Raw genomic sequence first — 20,744 nt, forward strand, 5'->3', positions numbered from 1 at the left:
TTGTGCTGCCCTCCGAGAATCGGCTGCGGCGGCGCCAGGACTTCGCGACCGCGGTGAAACGCGGTCGCCGGGCCGGCCGGCCCCTACTGGTCGTCCATCTCAGCAGAGACGGCGACCTCACGGGGCAGGCCGACCGGGCCAGCGACTCCCGCCCGCACGTCGCCGAGGGGACTCCTTCGGCGCGTGCGGGTTTCGTCGTGAGCAAGGCCGTCGGTCCGGCGGTCGTCCGTAACCTGGTCAAGCGCCGACTGCGCCACCTCGTCCGTGATCGTCTCTCCGGGCTGCCCGCCGGTAGCCTGATAGTGGTGCGTGCGCTGCCCCAGGCCGCGTCCGCCTCGTACCAGGACCTGGAACGCGACCTGGACGCGGCGCTCAAGCGGCTGCTGAAGGCGGAGCCCGCCGTGACGGCGCCGACGGGAGCAGGTCGATGAAGTACCTGCTGATGGGTCTGATCAGGGTCTACCAGTGGACCATCAGCCCGCTGCTCGGCCCGGTCTGCCGCTATTACCCCTCCTGCTCGCACTACGGCTTCGAGGCCGTGAAGGTGCACGGGGCGGTCAAGGGCGGCGGCCTGACCGTGTGGCGCATCCTGCGCTGCAATCCGTGGACGCCCGGCGGGGTCGATCATGTTCCGCCGCGCAAGCACCCGGTGTGGCACCGCCGGCTGCGTGACCTGCTGAACCGCGGGTCCGCCGCCGATCAGCCGGTGGCCACGCCCCCCGCCGGTCCGGACCCAGAGGGCCCGGCGACCATTGGTCCCGTGGGGCCGATCCCAATGTCCAAGGAGCCTGACCGGTGACCTTCTCCTTCCTGAACCCCCTGTACACAGCGGTGTCCTGGATCATCGTCCAGTTCCACTCGCTGTACAGCCACGTCTTCGACCCGAACGGTGGCTGGGCCTGGGGTCTTGCCATCGCCTCGATGGTGGTCGTCATCCGGATCTGCCTGATCCCGCTCTTCGTGAAGCAGATCAAGGCGACCCGGGCCATGCAGGCGATCCAGCCGAAGATGAAGGCCATCCAGGAGCGCTACAAGAACGACAAGCAGCGCCAGTCCGAAGAGATGATGAAGCTGTACAAGGAGGCGGGTACCAACCCGTTCTCCAGCTGCCTTCCCATCATCGTGCAGGCGCCGTTCTTCACCGCCCTCTACGGCGTGCTCGCCAAGGTCGCCAAGAGCGAGCCGATCGGCGTCATCCACGGCGACCTGCTGACCAGCGCCGGCCAGGCGCACATCTTCGGCGCCCCGCTGTCGGCGACCTTCCTCGGCAGCAGCGAGGTCAGCGTCAAGATCGTCACCGCAGTGATGATCATCCTGATGTCGCTGTCGCAGTTCATCACGCAGCGCCAGCTGATGACCAAGAACGTCGACCTCACGATCAAGACGCCGTTCATGCAGCAGCAGAAGATGCTGATGTACGTCTTCCCGATCATGTTCGCCGTGATGGGCATCAACTTCCCCGTCGGTGTGCTGGTCTACTGGCTGACCACCAACGTCTGGTCGATGGGCCAGCAGCTGATCGTCATCCGGAACAACCCGACGCCCGGCAGCAAGGCCTGGGACGAGCGCCAGGTCCGGCTGAAGAAGAACGGCCGCCTCAACCCGGACGGCTCGGAGATCAAGGGCGCCCTCTGGGGCATGCTGCCCCCGAAGAAGACGGCCGCGTCCGCCGAGGCCGTCGTCGAGGACGCGGTGCAGGTGCGCCGCCAGCAGCCGCGCAAGCAGACCAAGTCGCAGCGCCAGCACACCGCTGCCGCCCCGACGGCCAGCCTCACCAAGGACGCCCCGGCCCCGGCCGAGGAGTCCGAGGCGGCGGTCCCGGCCGAGTCCGCCGGTGCCAAGCCGACCGCGACCAGGCCCTCCGGGGCCAAGTCCGGCCCGGCCCGGCAGGGCGGCCGGCAGCAGCCGAAGCGCGGTGGGCAGGGCGGCCAGCGGCCGAAGAAGAAGTCCTGACCGACCGGCCCCGGACCGTCCCAGCGGCCCTCTGAACCTCGTTCCCGGCCCACCATCCGGGCCCATCCCCGAAGGAGTCCATCAGTGACGGAAGGCACCACCTCCGCCGTCGAGGTCGAGGCCGCTTCCAGCGCCGACGAGAGCCTCGTCTCCCGCCTGGAGCAGGAGGGCGACATCGCGGCGGACTACCTGGAGGGTCTGCTCGACATCGCCGACCTCGATGGGGACATCGACATGGACGTCGAGGGCGACCGCGCCCTGGTGTCCATCGTCGGCGACGGCAATGACCGCGCCCTGCAGCGCCTGGTCGGCCAGGACGGCGAGGTGCTGGAGGCCCTGCAGGAGCTGACCCGGTTGGCTGTTCACCGGGAGACCGGCGAGCGCAGCCGCCTCATGCTGGACATTGCCGGCTTCCGCGCCCGCAAGCGCACCGAGCTGGCCGAGCTCGGGGCTCAGGCCGCGGAGCAGGTCAAGAGCTCGGGGGAGCAGGTCAAGCTGCGGGCCATGACGCCGTTCGAGCGCAAGGTCGTGCACGACGCCGTCGCCGCGGCCGGTCTGCGCAGTGAGTCGGAGGGCGAAGAGCCCCAGCGGTGTGTGGTCGTGTTGCCGGCCTGACACCGGGGAAGTCGATGACCGGCCGCTTCGGCGACCGGTGACCGTCAGAGGACTCGACCCCGTCCGCCTCGTGCGGGCGGGGTCGTCGTCCCTTCGCGGGGCGTGGCCCGGCGAAAGATGTTTCACGTGAAACAGTGCGGAGAGCGGGTCGGTGGATCCGGGGAGCGGAGAGGTCGAGATGGACACGGAGAGCGCGGCAGCCGGGGATCCGGCGGCGGGTGCCGGTAGTTCGGCCGCTGAGGGCCCGGGCGCCGAAGGCGCGGCGGCCGAGGGGCTGGCCGCCGCCCCGGCCGTGGCTCGGGAGGTCTTCGGTGACCGCTACGAGGCGGCGGTCCGCTACACCGAGCTGCTGGCCACCGCGGGAGTCCAGCGCGGACTGATCGGCCCTCGCGAGGTGCCCCGGCTCTGGGACCGCCACGTGCTGAACTGCGCGGTGCTCGCCGAGCTGCTGCCGCCCGGGTCGACCCTGTGCGATGTCGGCTCCGGTGCCGGGCTGCCCGGCATCCCCGTCGCGCTGGCGCGCCCGGACGTCTCGGTGACGCTGCTGGAGCCGCTGCTGCGCCGCACCACCTTCCTGGAGGAGGTGGTCCGTGAGCTCGGCCTGGAGAACGTCACCGTGCTGCGCGGGCGGGCCGAGGAGATGGTCGGCAAGCTCGCGGTGGACGTGGTGACCGCCCGGGCGGTGGCACCGCTGGACCGGCTCGCCGGCTGGGGCATGCCGCTGCTGCGCCCGCACGGCCAGATGCTGGCGCTCAAGGGGGACAGCGCCGAGCAGGAGCTGGCCGACTCGCGGGCCGGGCTGGCCAAGCTGGGCGCGGTCGAGTGGACGGTCATCTCGGTGGGCGAGGGCACGCTGGAGACCTCGACCCGGGTGATCCAGGTGAAGGCGGGGGAGAGCCCCGGCGGGGTCAAGGCGGCGACCCGGCGGGCCCGGGCGGCCCGGGCCGGGCGCAACGCCGGGGCCCCGCGCACCGGTGAGCGGAGCCGGGGCGGACGGCGCCGCAGCCGCTGAGCGGGCGGGAGCGGGAACGGGCGGGTGGTCTTCGGACCACCCGCCCGTTCGGCATTCCGGCCGCGCGCGGTCGTCATCTCCGGCACCCGGGCCCGCGCTGAAGGAGCCGGCGGCGGGCCCGGTGACGCCGGAGCGACCGGCGGGCGGCCGACCGGGTGACTCCCGGCCACCGGAGTGTCGCACCGTCAGAATTCCGACATTGCGGGCATGGTGTTTCACGTGAAACGTCGCTCCCTGCTTTCCGGAATCCTCAGTCGCAGCCGGGCGGCGACTGTTGCCGCTCCGGTTTCACGTGAAACACTGACCCCCATGCAGGACTCGGAGACCATCGACCAGATCGATGACACGCCCATCGCACGGGCTGCCCAGGCTGCGGTACAGGCGATCGGCCGAGCGGGCGAGGGTCTTCCCCGACCTGTCGCGACCCGGGTGATCGTGGTGGCCAACCAGAAGGGCGGGGTGGGCAAGACCACCAGTACCGTCAACATGGCGGCCTCGCTCGCGATGCACGGACTGCGCGTGCTGGTGGTGGACCTCGATCCGCAGGGCAACGCCTCCACGGCGCTCGGCATCGACCACCACGCCGAGGTGCCGTCGATCTACGACGTGCTGGTGGAGGGCAAGCCGCTGGCCGACGTGGTGCAGCCGGTGGTGGACGTCGAGGGGCTCTTCTGCGTCCCCGCCACCATCGACCTGGCCGGCGCGGAGATCGAACTGGTCTCACTGGTCGCCCGGGAGAGCCGGCTGCAGCGCGCCATCGCCGCCTACGAGCAGCCGCTGGACTACATCCTGATCGACTGCCCGCCCTCGCTCGGCCTGCTGACGGTCAACGCGCTGGTGGCCGGTCAGGAGGTGCTGATCCCGATCCAGTGCGAGTACTACGCGCTGGAGGGTCTCGGCCAGCTGCTGCGCAACGTCGAGCTGGTCCGCGCGCACCTCAACCCCACGCTGCACGTCTCCACCATCCTGCTCACCATGTACGACGCCCGGACCAGGTTGGCCGCCCAGGTGGCCGAGGAGGTCCGGACGCACTTCCAGCAGGAGGTGCTGCAGACCGCGATCCCGCGCTCGGTCCGGATCTCCGAGGCGCCCAGTTACGGTCAGACGGTGATCACCTACGACCCGGGTTCGACCGGCGCGCTCTCCTACCTGGAGGCCGCCCGCGAGCTGGCGATGCGGGCGCCGGGCATCGGTACCGGCGGCACGCTGGTCGGTCAGCAGCGGGCGGGTCAGCAGCAGGGCAGCGAGCCGGGGCAGCACGCCCCGATGGCACAGCACGGCACGACGGAGGGCAATCGGTGAGTGGTCGCAGGGGTCTGGGACGAGGGCTCGGAGCGCTGATCGGACCCGCCGCACCGGCGGCCGACGGCGCGGCGACGCAGGCCTCGGCGGCCACGGTGGTGTCCCCCGGGACGGTCTCGCCGGGCGCGGTGCCGCTGCTGCCGACCGGGCGGGGAACGCTGGCGGCCAAGGCGGCCGCCGAGAGCCTGCGGGAGCAGGCCGAGCGGGAGCAGACGGCCGCCGCACCGGAGCTGGCACAGGTGCCCGGCGCCCGGTTCGCCGAGCTGCCGCTGGACTCGATCACGCCGAACCCGCGTCAGCCGCGCGAGGTCTTCGACGAGGACAAGCTGGCCGAGCTGGTCGCCTCCATCAAGGAGGTGGGCCTGCTCCAGCCGGTGGTGGTGCGCCAGGTCGCGCCCGAGCGCTTCGAGCTCATCATGGGCGAGCGGCGCTGGCGGGCCTCCCGGGAGGCGGGCCTGGAGCAGATCCCGGCGATCGTCCGGGCCACCGAGGACGACAAGCTGCTGCTGGACGCCCTGCTGGAGAACCTCCACCGGGCGGAGCTCAACGCGCTGGAGGAGGCGGCCGCCTACGACCAGCTGCTGCGGGACTTCTCCTGCACGCACGACGAGCTGGCGGACCGGATCGGCCGCTCGCGCTCGCACGTCTCCAACACCCTGCGGCTGCTGAAGCTCTCGCCGGGTGTGCAGCGGCGGGTGGCGGCCGGGACGCTGACCGCCGGGCACGCCCGGGCGGTGCTCGGGGTGCCGGACGCCGAGGGCCAGGAGGAGCTGGCCAAGCGGATCATCGCGGAGGGGCTCTCGGTGCGGACCACCGAGGAGCTCGTCATGCTGATGAGCGGCCAGGAGCCGAAGCCCAAGCGCTCGGTCGGACCGCAGGCGGGCAAGCTGCTCTCGCCGGCCTTCAACGACCTGGCGAGCCGGCTCTCGGACCGCTTCGACACCCGGGTCAAGGTGGAGGTCTCGCAGCGCGGCGGCAAGCTGGGCAAGGGCAAGGTCGTCCTGGAGTTCGGCTCGGTGGAGGACCTCAACCGGATCCTGGACAGCCTCGCGCCGGGTGAGGACGGGCTGCGGCTGTCGCAGGGCTGAGCCGGGGCCGACCACGGATCTCGACGGGTGCATGTTCCACGTGAGCGGCTGTTTCACGTGAAACATGCACCCATCGGCGTTCAGGGGGAATGCTCGACTGTGGAGTGGACGAGGAGGTGCGGGGCATGGGACGCCGGATCGTTCCGCTGACGCTGGACAACCTCAAGGACCTGCCGACGACCTGCCGCTCCTGCGTGTTCTGGGAGCTGGATCCGGTCACCGGCCGGGCGGCCGTCGAATCCGGGAAGTCGGAGGCGGAGAAGGAGGGCTGGATCTCCGCGGTGCTGCTGGAGTGGGGTTCCTGCGGCCGGGTCGTCTACGTGGACGACGACCCCGCCGGTTTCGTGCTCTACGCCCCGCCGGCGTACGTGCCGCGGTCGCAGTCCTTCCCGACCAGTCCCGTCTCGCCGGACGCCGTTCAGCTGATGATCAGCCGCGTGCTCCCGGGCTACCAGCGGCAGGGGATCGGCCGGGTGCTGGTGCAGACGGTGGCCAAGGACCTGATGGGGCGCGGGGTCCGGGCGATCGAGGCCTTCGGTGCGGTCGGCCGGCAGTCGCCGAGCTGTGTCCTGCCGGCGGATCATCTGCTGGCGGTCGGCTTCAAGACGGTCCGGCCGCACCACCGCTACCCGCGGCTGCGGCTGGAGGCACGCACCACGCTGTCCTGGCGCGGTGATGTCGAGGGCGCGCTGGAGCGGCTGCTGGGCGGAGGCCGGAAGGAGCCCGCGCTGCGACCGTTCTGAGCCGCGCTGTCCGGGGGAACCGGGAAGCCGGGAAGCCGGGAACGACGATGGCGGCGCCCCCGGGGTGGGGGCGCCGCCATCGCGGTGTGTCGGCCGGACCGGGCTCGGGGGCCCTGGGCCGACGGCCTAGAGGAAGTCGGCCAGCTCGCGCAGCAGCGCGGCCTTCGGACGGGCACCGGTGATGGACTTCACCGGCTCGCCGCCCTTGTAGACGATCAGCGTCGGGATCGAGATGACGTTGTACTGGGCAGCCGTCTGCTGGTTGGCATCGACGTCGAGCTTGGCGATGGTCAGCTTGTCGGAGTGCTCAGCCGCGATCTCGTCCAGGATCGGGGCGACCTGGCGGCACGGGCCGCACCAGGTGGCCCAGAAGTCGACCAGGACGGGCTTGTCGCTGTCCAGGACGTCGGCCTTGAACGTCGCATCGGTGACGGTAGTGGTGGCGCCGGCCACGGGAACTCCTCGGGGTGGTGCGGAGGGGGTGCTGCCAGGAGAACAACGGGCGGGCCCGTTCTGTTTCTGCCCGGCGGGGGTGGGGGTGTGTCACGTGGAACACCCCCACCCGGGGTGGGTCGGTGGGGGGTGCTCAGACCGCCACGGTGGCGGCCGCGGCCTCCAGGTCGGCGAGCGAGGCCAGGTAGCGCTCGGCGTCCAGCGCGGCGGAGCAGCCGGTGCCGGAGGCGGTGATGGCCTGGCGGTAGGTGTGGTCGACGACGTCGCCGGCACCGAAGACGCCCGGGATGTTGGTCCGGGTCGAGGGGGCCTCGACCTTCAGGTAGCCCTCGGCGTCCAGCTCCAGCTGACCCTTGAAGAGGTCGGTGCGCGGGTCGTGGCCGATGGCGATGAACAGACCGGTGACGGCCAGCTCGCGGGTCTCGCCGGTGGTGGTGTCCCGCAGGGTCACGCCGCTCAGCTTCGGGTCGCCGTGGATCGCCTCGACCGCGCTGTCCCACTCGAAGCGGATCTTCTCGTCGGCGAAGGCGCGCTCCTGCATCGCCTTGGAGGCGCGCAGGGTGTCCCGGCGGTGGATGATCGTGACGCTGCGGGCGAAGCGGGAGAGGAAGGTGGCCTCCTCCAGAGCGGTGTCACCGCCACCGACCACGGCGATGTCCTGGTCGCGGAAGAAGAAGCCGTCGCAGGTGGCGCACCACGAGACGCCGCGACCGGAGAGCTTGTCCTCGTTCGGCAGGTCGAGCTTGCGGTGCTGCGAGCCGGTGGTGACGATCACGGCGCGGGCCCGGTGGACGTTGCCCTCGGAGTCCGTCACGGTCTTGATGTCGCCCGTGAGGTCGACGGCCACGATGTCGTCCGGGATCAGCTCGGCGCCGAAGCGCTCGGCCTGGGCGCGCATGTTGTCCATCAGCTCGGGGCCCATGATGCCGCCCCGGAAGCCGGGGAAGTTCTCGACCTCGGTGGTGTTCATCAGCGCGCCACCGGCGGTGACGGCGCCCTCGAAGACGAGGGGCTTGAGGGCGGCACGGGCGGTGTAGAGCGCAGCCGTGTAGCCGGCCGGGCCGGAACCGATGATGATCACGTTACGGACGTCGCTCACTGCATCTCCTGGTTCGCATCGCGACCCGCGCTAGGGCGGGGAGGGCGGTCCTGCTCCGCCGCCCGGGACAACGACTGACCAGTCTCTCGCATTCCCAGGCCGATCGGCACCAGGCGCCCGCAGTGTGGGAGTGCCGGGCCGCACCCGGCGTGGATCGCACGGGAACGGTGCGGGCGCGGCGGGCGGCCGGAGCCGGTCTCCCGGCGCGCCCGCGGCCCATGGGTGCGCCTTTTCGGCGGTCCTGCCGCGGGGCGCCGGTCGGCGCGCCGGTCAGGGGGCCGGGACGGTGCGGTGCAGCAGCACCGGGCCGCAGTCCGGCGCGCGGAGGTAGACGTCGACCCGGTCGGCCCTGCCCGCCACCCCGTACACCAGCAGCTCGGCCGGGTCACCGGCGTAGCTGCCGCGCTCGGAGGCCAGCAGCGGTCCGTCGGCGGGGGCCGGGCAGGCCGGGGCGCTGCCGCCCTGGCCGAGGCCCGGTCCGCCGTCGGTGGGTGCCGGCGCGGACGAGGCGGAGGGCTCGCGGGTCGCGCCCGGGCCCAGCCCCGGTCCGCCGTCGGCCGGTGGCGCGGCGGACCCGGACGTCTCGGCCCGGCCGTCGGGGGTCGCGCCGCTACGGGCGAGCAGCTGCTGCACCTGGGCCGCGAGCCGGTCGTCCTGGTACGCGGTGCCGCCGGTCGAGAGCTGCGCCTTGGGGCCGGCCGAGGGAGCCGTCGCGGCGGCCCGGGCGGAGGCGGTGTCCGCCGTCTGCCGCTCGGCCGGCCGCAGCAGCAGCGAGCTGCCGAGGCCGACCGCGAGCAGCGCGGCCGCGGCGCCGAGCAGGATCGCGCCCCGTCGGCGGCGCGGGCGGTGGCGGCCCGGACCGGTGGCGGAGGTCGCCGTGGCCGGCCGTCGGGGCGGCCCGAGGAGGGCTGTGGCAGGGCGCGGGGCGGCGGCCGGGTCCATGGACCGGGAGGGGGCCCCGGCGCCCGTGTGGGGGCCTTCGGGAGCCGTGGCGGGGGGCGTGCCGGGGTCGGCCGCGTCGGCGTCGGCCGCCGCGGCCGCGAGGGCCGCGTCCAGCCGCGCCGCGATGTCGGCGGGCATCACCGGGGCCGGTGCCCCGGCCAGCAGGGTGGCGAGCCCGGCGAGCGCCTCGGCGGTCTCGCGGCAGTCGGCGCAGCCGGCCAGGTGCGCCCGCAGCGCCTCGGCGGCCGCGGGCTCGACCAGTTCCTCGGCGAGGTCGGCGAGCTCGTCGACGGAGGGGTGCGCTCCGACGGGGTCGGGGGAGGAGAGGGGGGCCGTCATCGCGTGCTCGCGTCTCCTTCCAGAAGGGGCCGACCGGTGTCGGGGCCTGTTCCTCTGACGGTCCTGGCCCCGGGCGGGTTCCCCGGGGGCGCGGCGCGGCCGCCCGGGGCGGTTCCCGACGGTCCGGCACCGTCCGGAGAGGCTGCTCCCGAGGGCCCCGTTTCACGTGAAACATCGGCTGCACGTGAAACATCGGCTGCTCGTGAAACGCCGGCTGCACGTGAAACATCGGCGCCGCGGCCCTCGCGCAGGTGCCGCACCAGGGGCAGCAGGCGGGCCCGGCCGCGGGCGCAGCGGCTCTTCACCGTGCCGACCGGCACGCCCAGCAGCTCGGCCGCCTCGGCGACCGGGTAGCCCTGCATGTCGACCAGGACCAGCGCGGCCCGCTGCTCGGGCGCCAGCTCGCCGAGCGCCGCCGCCACCTCCCGGTACAGCTCGGCGCGGACCACCGGGGAGTCGGCCGGTTCGGCGGAGCCGACCATGGCGTCGAGGCGTTGCGGGTCGTCGTCGAGCGGCTTGGTGCGCCGCGCGGCGGTGCGCCGGGCGCGGTCCAGGCAGGCGTTGACGACGATCCGGTGCAGCCAGGTGGTGACGGCCGAGCGGCCCTGGAAGGTGTGGGCGGCGCGGAAGGCGGAGACCAGCGCGTCCTGGAGGGCGTCGGCGGCCTCCTCGCGGTCGCCCAGGGTGCGCAGGGCGACCGCCCAGAGCCGGTCGCGGTGGCGGTCGACCAGCAGGCCGAAGGCGGCCCGGTCGCCGGCGACGTGCCGGGCGAGCAGCGCCGCGTCGTCGTCCGTCCGGTCGGCCCCGTCCGCCACTGCCACCCCTCGCCCGTTCCGTGTCGTGCCGCCCCGCCCCGTCGGCCGGGGCGCGGCGTCCTGCCGTGCCCGTCCGGTCGGGCTCCGGTCAGCCGGAGACCTTGACCTCGGAGACGTAGGCCTTGTACTTGCCGTCCGTATCCTTCGGCAGGCTGGTCATCCAGAGCAAGAGGTAGCGGGTGGTGACCGGTTTCTCCAGGGCGTAGTCGAGCGTGGTGCCGCTCTGCTTGCCGACCGCCGTGAAGTCGCCCGGCTGTGCCTTGGCCGGGTCGCCGGCCGCCTGCGGGCCGGGGATCCGCAACTCCGCCGTGGTGCTGCCGACGAACTGCGCGCTGACCGAGCTGACGGCCTGCGGGGAACCGAGGTCGAGCAGCAGGCCGATGCCGTCCCGGAGGGCGGGCTTGGGGCCCAGCTGGTCGTTGTACCAGGAGCTGACCCAGGACGTGCCGGGGTCGCCGTCGAAGGCCTTGGCCGGGGAGTACTTGTTCTCGCCCGACGGGCTGAACGCCTGGGCGTCCTTGATCTGGATCGGCACCGGCGGGTGCGGGGCGGTGTGCGCGGTCGGCGACGTCCCGGAGGGCGAGGGGTCGACGGCGGCCACGGAGGTCCCGGGGTTGCGCAGGTGGTCCACCAGCTGCCATGAGGCGACGCCGATCGCGCCGAGGGCCACCGTCCAGGCCGTCACCTTGAGCGCCCGGCGCAGCCGGCGGCGGGTGCGCCGGACCGGGGCCTGACGGGCCGGGGCGGGCGCCGGTCCGGCGCCGGGGGCGGCCACCACCCGGGTCGGGTTGGGCGCGGTGGGCAGTGCGTGGGTGGTGTGCCGGGGCGGCGGGGTGAAGGCGGGCAGCTCCGGCTCGGGCGGGCGGATCCGCGGCATCAGCGCGATCGCCCTGGCCAGCTCCTCCGGGGTGGAGATCGGCTCCGCGTGGTGCGGCGGCTGGTCGAATAGGGCGCGCGCGGCCAGCTCGGACAGGCCCTTGTGGACGCCGGCCCGGACCTGGTCCGGCGGGACGTCGCGGAGGTCCTTCGGCAGGCCCTGGAGGTCGTAGCGGTCCTCCGGGAACGGCCAGCGGTGGGTGAGCGCGGCGAACAGCAGGGCGCCGATGGCACGGGTGTCGGTGCGCTCGGCGTCCTCGTCGGCGCCCTCGGCGGGCAGACCGCGCAGGGCGGCGTCGACGGCGATGCCGTTGATCCGGTACTGGCCGCTGTCGGTGCGCAGCACGCAGCGCGGGGTGAGCCGCAGATGCGCCTGGCCGCGCCGGTGGGCGGCGGCCACCGCGTCGGTGACCTGGCGGACCATCTGGTAGGCCTCGTGCGGCTCCATCGGGCCGGTGACGAGCAGCTTGGCGAGGTCGGAGGCGTGCGGCAACCACTCCCGCACGACGTAGACCAGCTCGCCCTCCTGGACGGCGTCCAGGACCTGGACGAAGCGCGGGTCGCCGAGCAGCGCGGCCGACTTGGCGGCCGCCAGCACCGCCCGGGCGCGCTGGTGACCGGAGGCCATCAGGTGGACGCCGACGGCCCGGCGCAGCTTCTCGTCGACCGCTCGCCAGCTGCTGAAGGTCTCGGTGTGGGAGATGCACTCCTCCAGCCGGTACCGGTGGCCGACCTTGTCGCCGCTGTGCCGCAGCGGGGCGGGCAGGGTCCGCGGGAGGGTGGCGGTGTCACGGGGGTCGTGGGTCGGCTGCGGGTCCTGCGGGGGGCGCCCGGAGGGCCGGCCGGCGGGCGCCGCGGCCGGCTTGGGCCCGGCCTCGCGGGCGGCGAGCTCGGCCCGGATCTCGTCGGCGGAGAGCGGCGCGGTGATCTCCGAGGTCTCCTCGCCGGCGGGGCGCGCGGGCTTCGCCCGGTCCTCGTCGGCGTCCTCGGCGTCCTCGCCGGACGTGGTGGACGGGGCCGTCTCGGCGAGCTCGTCGATCGCCGCGGCCAGTGCGGCTTCGTCCGCCGCCCCGTCAGCTGCTGACGTGTCGACGACCGCCTTGGTGCCATCAGCCACCGTGGTCCTGCCTCCCCTTGTGTCGCCCCGGCCTGAGAGAGTCGCTGGAGCGCTCGGGCCGAGGCCCTGTGCTCCAGGACAATTGTGCCCACTCTTCTCCACCGAGTACGACCGCTGAAAGGTACCCGCGGTTGCGTGCCGGTGGAGAGATGTGGTGCAGATCCGACACTGGGCCGCCGGCTCGGTCCCGGGCGATCCCGGACACCGACGGCGGCCCAGCACCCGCCCGTGGGGGCGGAGAGTCCGGTCCGTCCGGTTGGCGCCCGGTCAGGGCGCCGTCCGGACGGACCGGTTGGTACGAAGGGTCAGCGACCCAGTCGGCCGCGCACCATGCCCAGCATGGCGTTCAGCTCCTCGATCCGCAGCTTCTTCGCGATCAGCACGAAGACGGCCAGCTGGACGCCGCCGGCCAGGACGATGGTCAGCACACTGCCGGTCCAGCCGTCGATGACCTGCTGGACCGCCAGGCTGACGCCCAGCCCGACCAGGGTGGCCGGCACACAGGCGGTGATCAGCCGGGTGTAGGTCTTGCCGATCCGCTTGGTGTCCAGGCCGCCGATCTTCTTCTTCAGCTTGGGCACCGCCACCGTCACTCCGACGGCGTACGCGAGACCGTACCCGAACGCCATGCCCGTCACGACCCACTCGGACGGCAGGACGATCCAGCAGAGCAGGGAGAACACGGCCTGGCAGGCCGCCACCCAGACGGTGTTGGAGAACGGCGTCCGGGTGTCCTCGTACGCGTAGAAGCCGCGCAGCATCACGTACTGCGCCGAGTACGGGATCAGGCCCAGGGCGAAGGCGGAGAGCATCAGACCGACGTTGGTGGCGTTGTCCAGGGCCACCTCGTTGCCGCCCACGGCGTAGATCGCGCGGCCGATCGCCGGGCCGAGCGAGAGGAACAGGAACGCGGCCGGGACGACCGCCACCGCGGTGCTGCGCAGCCCGTGCGAGAGGTCGTCGCGCACCGCGCCGGCGTCCTCGTCGGCAGCGGCCCGGGAGAGCCGGGGGAGTACCGCGCTCATGATCGAGACGACGATGACGGCCTGCGGCAGCTGCCAGATCAGCAGGGCGTTGGAGAAGGCGACGAGACCCACACCGCCGTGGCCGCCCTTCGCGGCGGAGTCCCCGGCCGAGGTGGCGAGCTGGGTGATGACCAGGTAGCCGGCCTGGTTGGCCAGCACGAAGAAGAAGGTCCACTTGGCCAGCCGGGCGGCCTTGCCCAGGCCGTGGCCGCGCCAGTCGAAGCGCGGCCGGTAGTGGAAGCCGGCCGCCCGCAGGTACGGGACCATCGACAGCGCCTGGACGGCGAGGCCGACCAGGGTGCCGATCCCGAGCAGCCGGACGCCCTCGGGGGAGATCGTCTCCGGGCTGACCTGGGTGGTGCCGGCGCCGCCGTAGACCCAGAGGTAGGCGGAGAAGGTGAAGATCACCACGATGTTGTTCAGGACCGGGGTCCACATCATCGCGCCGAAGCGGCCGCGGGCGTTGAGGATCTGCCCCATCACCACGTGGACGCCCATGAAGAAGATGGTCGGCAGGCAGTACCGGGCCAGGGCCACCGTGGTGTCGGCGCTGGCGGCGTTGCCCATGAGCGGGTGCGCGATCAGCTGCACCAGCAGCGGAGCGCCCAGCACGGCCACGAAGGTCACCCCGGCCAGGCCCACCATCACCAGGGTGAGCAGCCGGTTCGCGTAGGCCGTGCCGCCGTCCGCGTCGTTCTTCATGCTGCGGACCAGCTGCGGCACGAAGACGGCGTTCAGGGCGCCGCCGCCGATCAGGATGTAGAGCAGGGTGGGCAGGGTGTTCGCCGCGTTGTAGGAGTCACCCATCACGCCCAGGCCGATCGCGGCGGCGATCACCATGGTGCGCAGGAAGCCGGTGCCGCGGGAGACGAGCGTGCCGGCCGCCATGATGGCGCTGGAGTTCAGCAGGCTCGACACCTTGCCGCCGGTGGCGGGGGCGGGGGCCGGTGCGGCGGGCGCCTCGGCGGCCAGCTCCTCCAGCGGCTCCACCGCGGGCGGCAGCTGGACCGCCGCCACCTGCATGGTGGCCTCCTCCTCGGAGAGCGGCGGGTCGAACTCGATCGGCGGCACGAACGGGCGCTGCCCCTCCGGACCGTCGCGGTAGCCCTGCGGACCGGGGTGGCCCGGGTTCCCGTGGTACGCGCCGGCCGGGGGGAACGGCGCGGAGGACGGGAACGGCGCCGGTCCGACCGGCGGCTGGGCCGTCATCGGGGGAGCCGGCGGCTGCGGAGTCGGGGGCTGCTGGGCCGCGGCCTCGGCGGACCGGCCGCCGAACAGGCCGTCCACGCCCACGTACTCGGTGCTCTCGGAGTCCCAGGCCGAATGGGCCGGACCGGGCTGCCACTGCTGCTGGTGCGGCTGCTCCTGGCCGCCCCACTGGCCGCCGACCGGGGCCGGCTGCTCCCAGTGGGGCGCGCTCTGCTGCCAGGCCGCCACCGGCTGCTCGGCCGCGCCCTGGTGGGCCGCGCCCTGCTGCACCGGGGTGTCCCAGCCGGGCTGCACCGGCGGGACGGGCGGGGCGAACGTCGCCGGGGGGACCGGCGTCGGGTAGCCGCCGTTCTGCGGCGGCAGCTGCGGCGGCACGTCGTACGCGGCGACCGGCGGCTGCGGCTCGGCCGGCCGGGCGGCCCGCAGACCGTACGGGTCCTGGCCGTCCTGGGGACCCTGGTACGCGTCGGCCGCGTACGGGTCCTGGGCGTAGGTGTCGGCCACGTACCAGTCGCCGGACGGCGACTCGGCACCCGGCCGGCCCTCACCGCGGCCCGGCGGCCGCTCCTCGCTGCGCCCGGTCATGTCACCTCTTCGATGTCGTGGGGGAGGCCGCCCCGGAGAAAACGGGCGGGTATCGGCGGTGTCAAGGACCAACCTTCTCATCACTGGTGGTCCGATCCCGGCCATCTGCGGTGCTGCCGCGCGGTGTCTGCGCGGCTCCTCCACGCTCCGGCCCCTGGCCGTCCCCGTCCGCCGCCGCGGGCTCCGCCCGGTCCGCCTCCTCCTCGGGCCGGGCCGGCCGGTCGGCTGCCCCGTCGCCGGCCGCCGGGGCGTCGTCGAGCGGGTGGTCGTCCAGCGGCGCGTCACCGTACGGCTCGTCGCCGTCGTCCTCCGCACGGCGCTTGCGCTGGCGGAAGAACCGCAGGGCCGCCAGCAGGAGCAGCACCAGACCGCCGCCGAAGACGTACAGCACCCCGTTGGTCACCGAGGTGACCTCCACGGTGAAGACCTGCGCGTCGCCGTACTTCTGCGGGTTCGGCCCGGTCGTCCAGAGCTGGGCGGTCACGGACACCGGCCCGTTGTTCTGGGCCTCGGCCGGGAACCGCAGGGTGACGCTCTGCGAAGCGGGCAGCACCAGCTCCTCGGCGGGCCGGATCTTGAGCCGGTTGGCCTGGCCCGGGAGCAGCACCAGCTTGAGGTTGGTGACCGGCTGGGTGAGGTCGTTGCGCACGCTGACCTGGAGCACCCCGGTGTCACCGGCGAAGGTGATGACGTTCTTCTTGGGGACGTACACCGCCTTGGTCAGCTCGCTGAGGTAGCCCGCCACGCCGTCCCGGTAGACGGAGCCCTCCGGCGCCTGCGCCCGCCACTCGGTCGACATCGAGCGGACCATCGCGGCGCTGAACGGGCCGCGCACCCGCTGGGGCAGGGTGAGCACGCGCATCAGGGTGTCCAGATCGCTCTGGATCCTGATGGTGTCGGTCAGCGCCGAGGACGGCAGCTCCGAGGCCCGGGCCTGCGACGGGTAGTCGGTGGCCGCCGGGACGGCGGTGTTGGCCTTCGGATCGGCCGCGGCCTGGGCGAGCGTGTCCAGCTTGACCGGGTCCACCCACCTGCCGGCCTGCGCCGCCAGCACGGCGGTGGCGAGCGCCTTGGCGGTGCCGGCGGTCAGGTCGCGCGGCGGCATCACCAGCAGACCGCGCGGGTTCTGCGGCTCCTGCCGGGAGATCACGAAGGTCTCGGCGAGGAAGCGCTGGACCGCCAGGGTCTGCTCCTGCGGCGTGTTCAGGTCCCGGTCGAACAGCGCGGAGACGGTCTCGTCGGCCACCACCGCGTTCTGTCCGCTGCCGATCGGGCGCACGGCGGTCGGGGTGTACTTCAACGCGTCCGGCTCCGGCAGGCTCGCGCCGTTGACCAGCACCAGGGAACTGCCGGTGCGCTGGGCCATCGCCGCGATCTGCTGGTCCAGGTAGCCCTGGTAGGGCCAGGCCACGTCCGAGCGGGTGTCCACCGCCAGCCGGCCCTCGACGGTCAGCCGGCCCGCCGTGGCGGCCTTGCCGAGCGCGGCGTCCACCCCCGGGAGCTCGGCGGCGTTGTGCGCGATCGAGGCGAGGTCCGGATCGGCGTACGGCAGCGACACCACCTGGCTGCCCGCCTTCGCCACGGCGGCCCGCAGCTTCTCCAGCCAGGCCGTGGCGGCCGCCGAGCCGCTGCCCGCGACGGTGTTGTCCTCCTTCGCCGCCTTCTTCTCCGTGCCGGGCTTCTGCACCCGGTACTGCTTGGTCATCGCGAACGCGGTGTCCAGCAGGTCCGGGTCGACCACCCAGGTCAGGTTCGGCAGCGTGGCGCCGGTCTCCACCAGCTCGTAGAGCCGGCCGCCCGGCGCGAACTCCGCCGCCAGGCTGTCGTCGCGCAGCACCGGGATGCTCTGGTCGTTGTCGGACATCGTCTGCGCGGCCAGCACCGGGGCGTGGACCAGCGGCCAGACGGTGGTGAGCTTGGAGGGCTGCGCCTCGGCCGTGGACGGGGTGTAGGGCAGGAAGGTGCGGGCGATGCCCAGCGGGCGGTCGTGCTGGTTGTCGCCGGTCGAGCCCCAGACGTCCACGGCGAGCTCGTAGACGCCCTCACCGCCGGACAGCTGGAGGTCGGCCACCGCGACGCTCAGCGTGAACGGCTGGCTCTGGCCCGGGCCCAGCTCGTTCAGCGCGTACTGGGGGCTGTCCAGGTCGACGCCGTCCGCGCCGACCGGATTGGTCCGGCCCGCGGTCACGGTCAGATCGCTGCGGGTGGTCAGCGGCCGGCCCTGCCAGGGCTTGCGCACCGCGGCGTGGGCCGACTTCAGCACCGACTGACCGGCGTTGGTGACCTGCCCGGTGATCGTCACGGTGCCGTTCTGGACGGCCACCGGCTTGTTCACGCCGTCGATGGTCATCACCACCGGGTACTCGGCGGAGACCGCCGTCCCGGCCGCCGGACGGCCGCCCCCGGCGGGCGACGCCCCGGTCGCTCCGGCCGGCACGGCCGGGAGCAGCGCCAGCGCGGCGCCGAGGACGGCCGCCAGCCGCCGGACGGCACGCGCCGGGCGGCGCCCCGGGCCCCGCCCGTCGGCGCCGCCTCCGGTGCGTTCGCAGGCCCGCCCAGGGTGTCCGTCCGCCTCCAGGCCCGAGTGCCGTGCCGGCTCGCCCACGCGCTTCGCCCTCGCCGTTCTCGATTGCTCGCTGCTTGATGCTGTACTGCTGCGGATGTCCCGCCGGCCGGAGAGGACCGGCCGTGGATCGGTGGATCGGTGGATCGGTGGTGAGGAACGCGTCCGCCCGACGGTCCGGTCGGCCGTGCCGGCGCGCGGCACCGCGGCTCCTCGCCGGTGCCCGAGACTCGCTCCACCCGGCATGGTAACGATGCGGCGGGTGGTGCAGTGTTGCGGGCCTTGGAGTGAGCACCGGAAAACGCGCGGGCAGCGGGGCCGCCGGGCCACGTACCCTTGTGAGCCGTGTCCACTGCCAATGAGCCCACCGCCCACGAGTCCGGCGCCCATCATTCCAGCATCGCCACCCAGGCCGTCCCAGGGCTGAGCGAGGCGCAGACCCGGGGGCTGCAGGAACTGCTCCGGGTGTCCCCGGTCGCCGACGAGATCGCCCGCCGCTTCCAGGCCGCCGGGCACCGGCTCGCGCTGGTCGGCGGCTCGGTCCGGGACGCGCTGCTCGGCCGCCTCGGCAACGACCTGGACTTCACCACCGACGCCCGTCCGCACGAGGTCCTGAAGCTGGTGAAGGGCTGGGCGGACGCCGTCTGGGACGTCGGCATCGCCTTCGGCACCGTCGGCGCCCGCAAGGACACCCCGCAGGGCTCCTTCCTGATCGAGATCACCACGTACCGCTCCGAGGCGTACGACCGCACCTCGCGCAAGCCCGAGGTCACCTACGGCGACACCATCGAGCAGGACCTCGTCCGCCGTGACTTCACCGTCAACGCGATGGCCGTCGACCTGCCCGACCGCGGCTTCGTCGACCCGCACCGCGGTCTGGACGACCTGGAGGCCCGGGTGCTGCGCACCCCCGCCACCCCGGAGGAGTCCTTCTCCGACGACCCGCTGCGGATGATGCGGGCCGCCCGCTTCGCCGCCCAGCTGGACTTCGAGCCGGCCCCCGAGGTGGTCGCCGCGATGACCGCGATGGCCGAGCGGATCACCATCGTCTCCGCCGAGCGGGTCCAGGCCGAGCTCAACAAGCTGCTGGTCGCCGCCCACCCGGTGAAGGGCCTGCGGCTGCTCGTCGACACCGGCCTGGCCGACCACGTGCTGCCCGAGCTGCCGGCGCTGAAGCTGGAGCGGGACGAGCACCACCGGCACAAGGACGTCTACGAGCACTCGCTGACCGTCCTGGAGCAGGCCATCGACCTGGAGCAGGACGGCCCCGACCTCACGCTGCGCCTCGCCGCGCTGCTGCACGACATCGGCAAGCCGCGGACCCGGCGCTTCGAGTCCGACGGCCGGGTCTCCTTCCACCACCACGAGGTGGTCGGCGCCAAGATGACCCGCAAGCGGATGCGTGAGCTCAAGTACTCCAAGGAGCTCACCGAGGACGTCTCGCGCCTGGTCGAGCTGCACCTGCGCTTCCACGGCTACGGCGGCGGCGAGTGGACCGACTCGGCGGTGCGCCGCTACGTCACCGACGCAGGGCCGCTGCTGGAGCGCCTGCACAAGCTGACCCGCTCCGACTGCACCACCCGCAACCGGAAGAAGGCGGCGGCGCTCTCCCGGACGTACGACGGGCTGGAGGAGCGGATCACCGAACTGAAGGCCCAGGAGGAGCTGGACGCCGTCCGCCCCGCGCTGGACGGCAACCAGATCATGGAGCTGCTCGACCTCAAGCCGGGTCCGCAGGTCGGCAAGGCGTACAAGCACATGCTCGAACTGCGTCTGGAGCACGGCCCGCTGGAGCACGAGGAGGCGGTCGCCGCCCTCCGTGCCTGGTGGGCGGCCCAGCAGGGCTGAGCAGGGCGCGGCACGCCGGAGGGGTGGCCCGGGGACTCCCCGGACCACCCCTCCCGCGTCGTGGCGGTGGGCCGTCAGCCGTTGATCCCCTGGAGGCAGAGGACGTAGCTCAGCGCCGCGGTGGACGCCTCGCGGGTGTAGCTGCTGTCCGAGTTCGGCACGTTGTCGCACGCCTTGTCGTCGCTGGAGGCGAGGATCTTGCGCAGCACCTTGTACTGGGCCCGCGAGTCGGAGCAGGCGAGCATCGTGATCCGCGGGTTGGGGTCGTGGGTGGCGCCCGTTCCGTTCTCGTTGCGCAGGCAGTCGCCGGCCTTGGCCCGGTCGATGTCGCTGGGCACCGAGGAGGCCCCGGCCGGGGAGGACGGCTTCGCCGCACCCGGCGTGGTGATCTCCGGGATCGGCGGCAGCGAGAAGGACGGCATCGGGGGCATGGACACCGTGGCCGGCGGCGGCAGCACGATCGGGTGGTACGGCGTGGCGCTGCGGTGGTTCGCCCCGAGCAGCGCGCCGGTGGTGATCAGGATGACGAACGACGTGATCGAGAGGATCGGCAGCAGCAGCATCAGCATGTGCGGCCGCTTGGTCAGCGGGACGCCCGGGTCGAGCTGCGGGCCGTGGGTGCCGGGGGCGGGCGGCGGCAGGTCCTTGATCTTGTTGTGCGCGGCCAGGTTCCGCAGCAGGGTGATCGGCGTGATGATCGAGGACAGGTAGCCCCACCAGCCCTGGACCAGGGTGCGGGCGGACATGTCGCGGACCACCGCGGTGCCGCAGGTGCGGCAGAACGGCCCCGGCTGCTTCAGGAACCGCATGACGATGATGATGCCCTGGTGCCCGCGGACGGTGGTCTCCACCGCGGGGAAGCCGCCGCAGAACCGGCAGACCGGTCCCCCCTGGGGCGGCTGCTGCGCGTACCCGGCCTGCTGCTGCGGGTAGCCGTAACCGGGCGGTGCGGGCTGTGCGGGCACGCCGTACCCGGGTGCGGCCGGCGGCGGCGCGGCGGGGTAGCCGTAGCCGGGCGGGGCCGCGGGCGGCGGCTGGGCGCCGTACGGATTGCCGGCCGCGTAGGGGTTGGCGTCGGCCGGCGGCGGGGCGCCGTACGGCATCTGGGGAGGTGGAACGGACAAAGGGGGTCCCCCGTGGAAGGTGAGCGGTGAGGAGAA

17 protein-coding genes are annotated in these 20,744 nt (G+C 73.4%); 9 read left to right on the forward strand and 8 right to left on the reverse strand.

Features of this window, described 5'->3' with window-relative positions:
• Positions 1 to 2: 2 nt before the first annotated feature.
• The 8 genes from rnpA (at position 3) to ABZ497_RS17175 (ending at position 6,713) form a co-directional block, all read left to right on the forward strand.
• Positions 3 to 431 (forward strand): ribonuclease P protein component, encoded by a 429-nt coding sequence (gene rnpA / locus ABZ497_RS17140; protein ID WP_329488799.1) that lies wholly within the window; start codon positions 3 to 5, stop codon positions 429 to 431.
• A complete protein-coding gene (gene yidD, locus ABZ497_RS17145) occupies positions 428 to 799 on the forward strand; it encodes a membrane protein insertion efficiency factor YidD (RefSeq protein ID WP_352288573.1) in 372 nt (123 codons plus the stop codon). Before rnpA ends, yidD begins: the two co-directional genes overlap by 4 nt.
• Positions 796 to 1,953 carry a membrane protein insertase YidC gene (yidC, locus tag ABZ497_RS17150; RefSeq protein WP_359805927.1) on the forward strand — a complete coding sequence of 386 codons (1,158 nt, stop codon included), beginning with the start codon at positions 796 to 798 and terminating at the stop codon, positions 1,951 to 1,953. Before yidD ends, yidC begins: the two co-directional genes overlap by 4 nt.
• Before the next feature lie 84 nt (positions 1,954 to 2,037).
• Complete coding sequence (locus ABZ497_RS17155; RefSeq protein ID WP_329488796.1) at positions 2,038 to 2,568, forward strand: R3H domain-containing nucleic acid-binding protein; 531 nt, start codon at positions 2,038 to 2,040, stop codon at positions 2,566 to 2,568.
• 178 nt (positions 2,569 to 2,746) lie between these two features.
• Positions 2,747 to 3,580 (forward strand): 16S rRNA (guanine(527)-N(7))-methyltransferase RsmG, encoded by an 834-nt coding sequence (gene rsmG, locus ABZ497_RS17160; RefSeq protein WP_329488795.1) that lies wholly within the window; start codon positions 2,747 to 2,749, stop codon positions 3,578 to 3,580.
• 309 nt (positions 3,581 to 3,889) lie between these two features.
• Positions 3,890 to 4,882, forward strand: a complete 993-nt coding sequence (locus tag ABZ497_RS17165) for a ParA family protein (protein ID WP_329488793.1) — start codon at positions 3,890 to 3,892, stop codon at positions 4,880 to 4,882.
• Entirely contained in the window at positions 4,879 to 5,970 is a 1,092-nt protein-coding gene (locus ABZ497_RS17170) for a ParB/RepB/Spo0J family partition protein (RefSeq protein WP_359805930.1), read from the forward strand. Before ABZ497_RS17165 ends, ABZ497_RS17170 begins: the two co-directional genes overlap by 4 nt.
• 125 nt (positions 5,971 to 6,095) lie before the next feature.
• A complete protein-coding gene (locus ABZ497_RS17175; RefSeq protein WP_359805932.1) occupies positions 6,096 to 6,713 on the forward strand; it encodes a GNAT family N-acetyltransferase in 618 nt (205 codons plus the stop codon).
• A gap of 126 nt (positions 6,714 to 6,839) precedes the next feature.
• Here the strand turns inward: ABZ497_RS17175 and trxA are convergent, their stop codons facing one another.
• The 7 genes from trxA to ABZ497_RS17210 form a co-directional block, all read right to left on the reverse strand.
• A complete protein-coding gene (gene trxA / locus ABZ497_RS17180; protein ID WP_329488790.1) occupies positions 6,840 to 7,166 on the reverse strand; it encodes a thioredoxin in 327 nt (108 codons plus the stop codon).
• 133 nt (positions 7,167 to 7,299) lie between these two features.
• The gene (trxB, locus tag ABZ497_RS17185; RefSeq protein WP_359805935.1) at positions 7,300 to 8,265 is read right to left on the reverse strand and encodes a thioredoxin-disulfide reductase; all 966 of its coding nucleotides are present in this window, start codon (positions 8,263 to 8,265) and stop codon (positions 7,300 to 7,302) included.
• Between the two features lie 270 nt (positions 8,266 to 8,535).
• Positions 8,536 to 9,546 (reverse strand): zf-HC2 domain-containing protein, encoded by a 1,011-nt coding sequence (locus ABZ497_RS17190; protein ID WP_359805938.1) that lies wholly within the window; start codon positions 9,544 to 9,546, stop codon positions 8,536 to 8,538.
• Complete coding sequence (gene sigM / locus ABZ497_RS17195) at positions 9,543 to 10,361, reverse strand: RNA polymerase sigma factor SigM (protein WP_359805974.1); 819 nt, start codon at positions 10,359 to 10,361, stop codon at positions 9,543 to 9,545. The genes ABZ497_RS17190 and sigM overlap by 4 nt, the downstream gene beginning before the upstream one ends.
• A gap of 88 nt (positions 10,362 to 10,449) precedes the next feature.
• Positions 10,450 to 12,354 carry a protein kinase family protein gene (locus tag ABZ497_RS17200; RefSeq protein WP_359805939.1) on the reverse strand — a complete coding sequence of 635 codons (1,905 nt, stop codon included), beginning with the start codon at positions 12,352 to 12,354 and terminating at the stop codon, positions 10,450 to 10,452.
• A 305-nt stretch (positions 12,355 to 12,659) separates the two neighbouring features.
• Positions 12,660 to 15,173, reverse strand: a complete 2,514-nt coding sequence (gene murJ, locus ABZ497_RS17205) for a murein biosynthesis integral membrane protein MurJ (protein ID WP_359805940.1) — start codon at positions 15,171 to 15,173, stop codon at positions 12,660 to 12,662.
• Positions 15,174 to 15,234: 61 nt separating this feature from the next.
• On the reverse strand, positions 15,235 to 17,778 hold the full coding sequence (locus ABZ497_RS17210) for a DUF6049 family protein (RefSeq protein ID WP_359805943.1): 2,544 nt from the start codon (positions 17,776 to 17,778) through the stop codon (positions 15,235 to 15,237).
• 381 nt (positions 17,779 to 18,159) lie between these two features.
• Here ABZ497_RS17210 and ABZ497_RS17215 point away from each other — a divergent pair, with 381 nt between their 5' ends.
• Entirely contained in the window at positions 18,160 to 19,584 is a 1,425-nt protein-coding gene (locus ABZ497_RS17215; protein ID WP_329492175.1) for a CCA tRNA nucleotidyltransferase, read from the forward strand.
• Between the two features lie 74 nt (positions 19,585 to 19,658).
• Here ABZ497_RS17215 and ABZ497_RS17220 read toward each other — a convergent pair whose 3' ends face one another.
• A complete protein-coding gene (locus ABZ497_RS17220; RefSeq protein WP_359805946.1) occupies positions 19,659 to 20,687 on the reverse strand; it encodes a hypothetical protein in 1,029 nt (342 codons plus the stop codon).
• Positions 20,688 to 20,744 lie beyond the last annotated feature (57 nt).

The organism is Kitasatospora sp. NPDC005751, from assembly GCF_040630835.1.
Lineage (GTDB): Bacteria > Actinomycetota > Actinomycetes > Streptomycetales > Streptomycetaceae > Kitasatospora.

What these genes read in the sequence shown, in the direction of transcription:
- yidD (WP_352288573.1), top strand. Translation starts at nt 428, where the DNA reads ATGAAGTACCTGCTGATGGGTCTGATCAGGGTCTACCAGTGGACCATC.
- rsmG (WP_329488795.1), top strand. Translation starts at nt 2,747, where the DNA reads ATGGACACGGAGAGCGCGGCAGCCGGGGATCCGGCGGCGGGTGCCGGT.
- ABZ497_RS17165 (WP_329488793.1), top strand. Translation starts at nt 3,890, where the DNA reads ATGCAGGACTCGGAGACCATCGACCAGATCGATGACACGCCCATCGCA.
- ABZ497_RS17175 (WP_359805932.1), top strand. Translation starts at nt 6,096, where the DNA reads ATGGGACGCCGGATCGTTCCGCTGACGCTGGACAACCTCAAGGACCTG.
- ABZ497_RS17190 (WP_359805938.1), bottom strand. Translation starts at nt 9,546, where the DNA reads ATGACGGCCCCCCTCTCCTCCCCCGACCCCGTCGGAGCGCACCCCTCC.
- murJ (WP_359805940.1), bottom strand. Translation starts at nt 15,173, where the DNA reads ATGACCGGGCGCAGCGAGGAGCGGCCGCCGGGCCGCGGTGAGGGCCGG.
- ABZ497_RS17220 (WP_359805946.1), bottom strand. Translation starts at nt 20,687, where the DNA reads ATGCCGTACGGCGCCCCGCCGCCGGCCGACGCCAACCCCTACGCGGCC.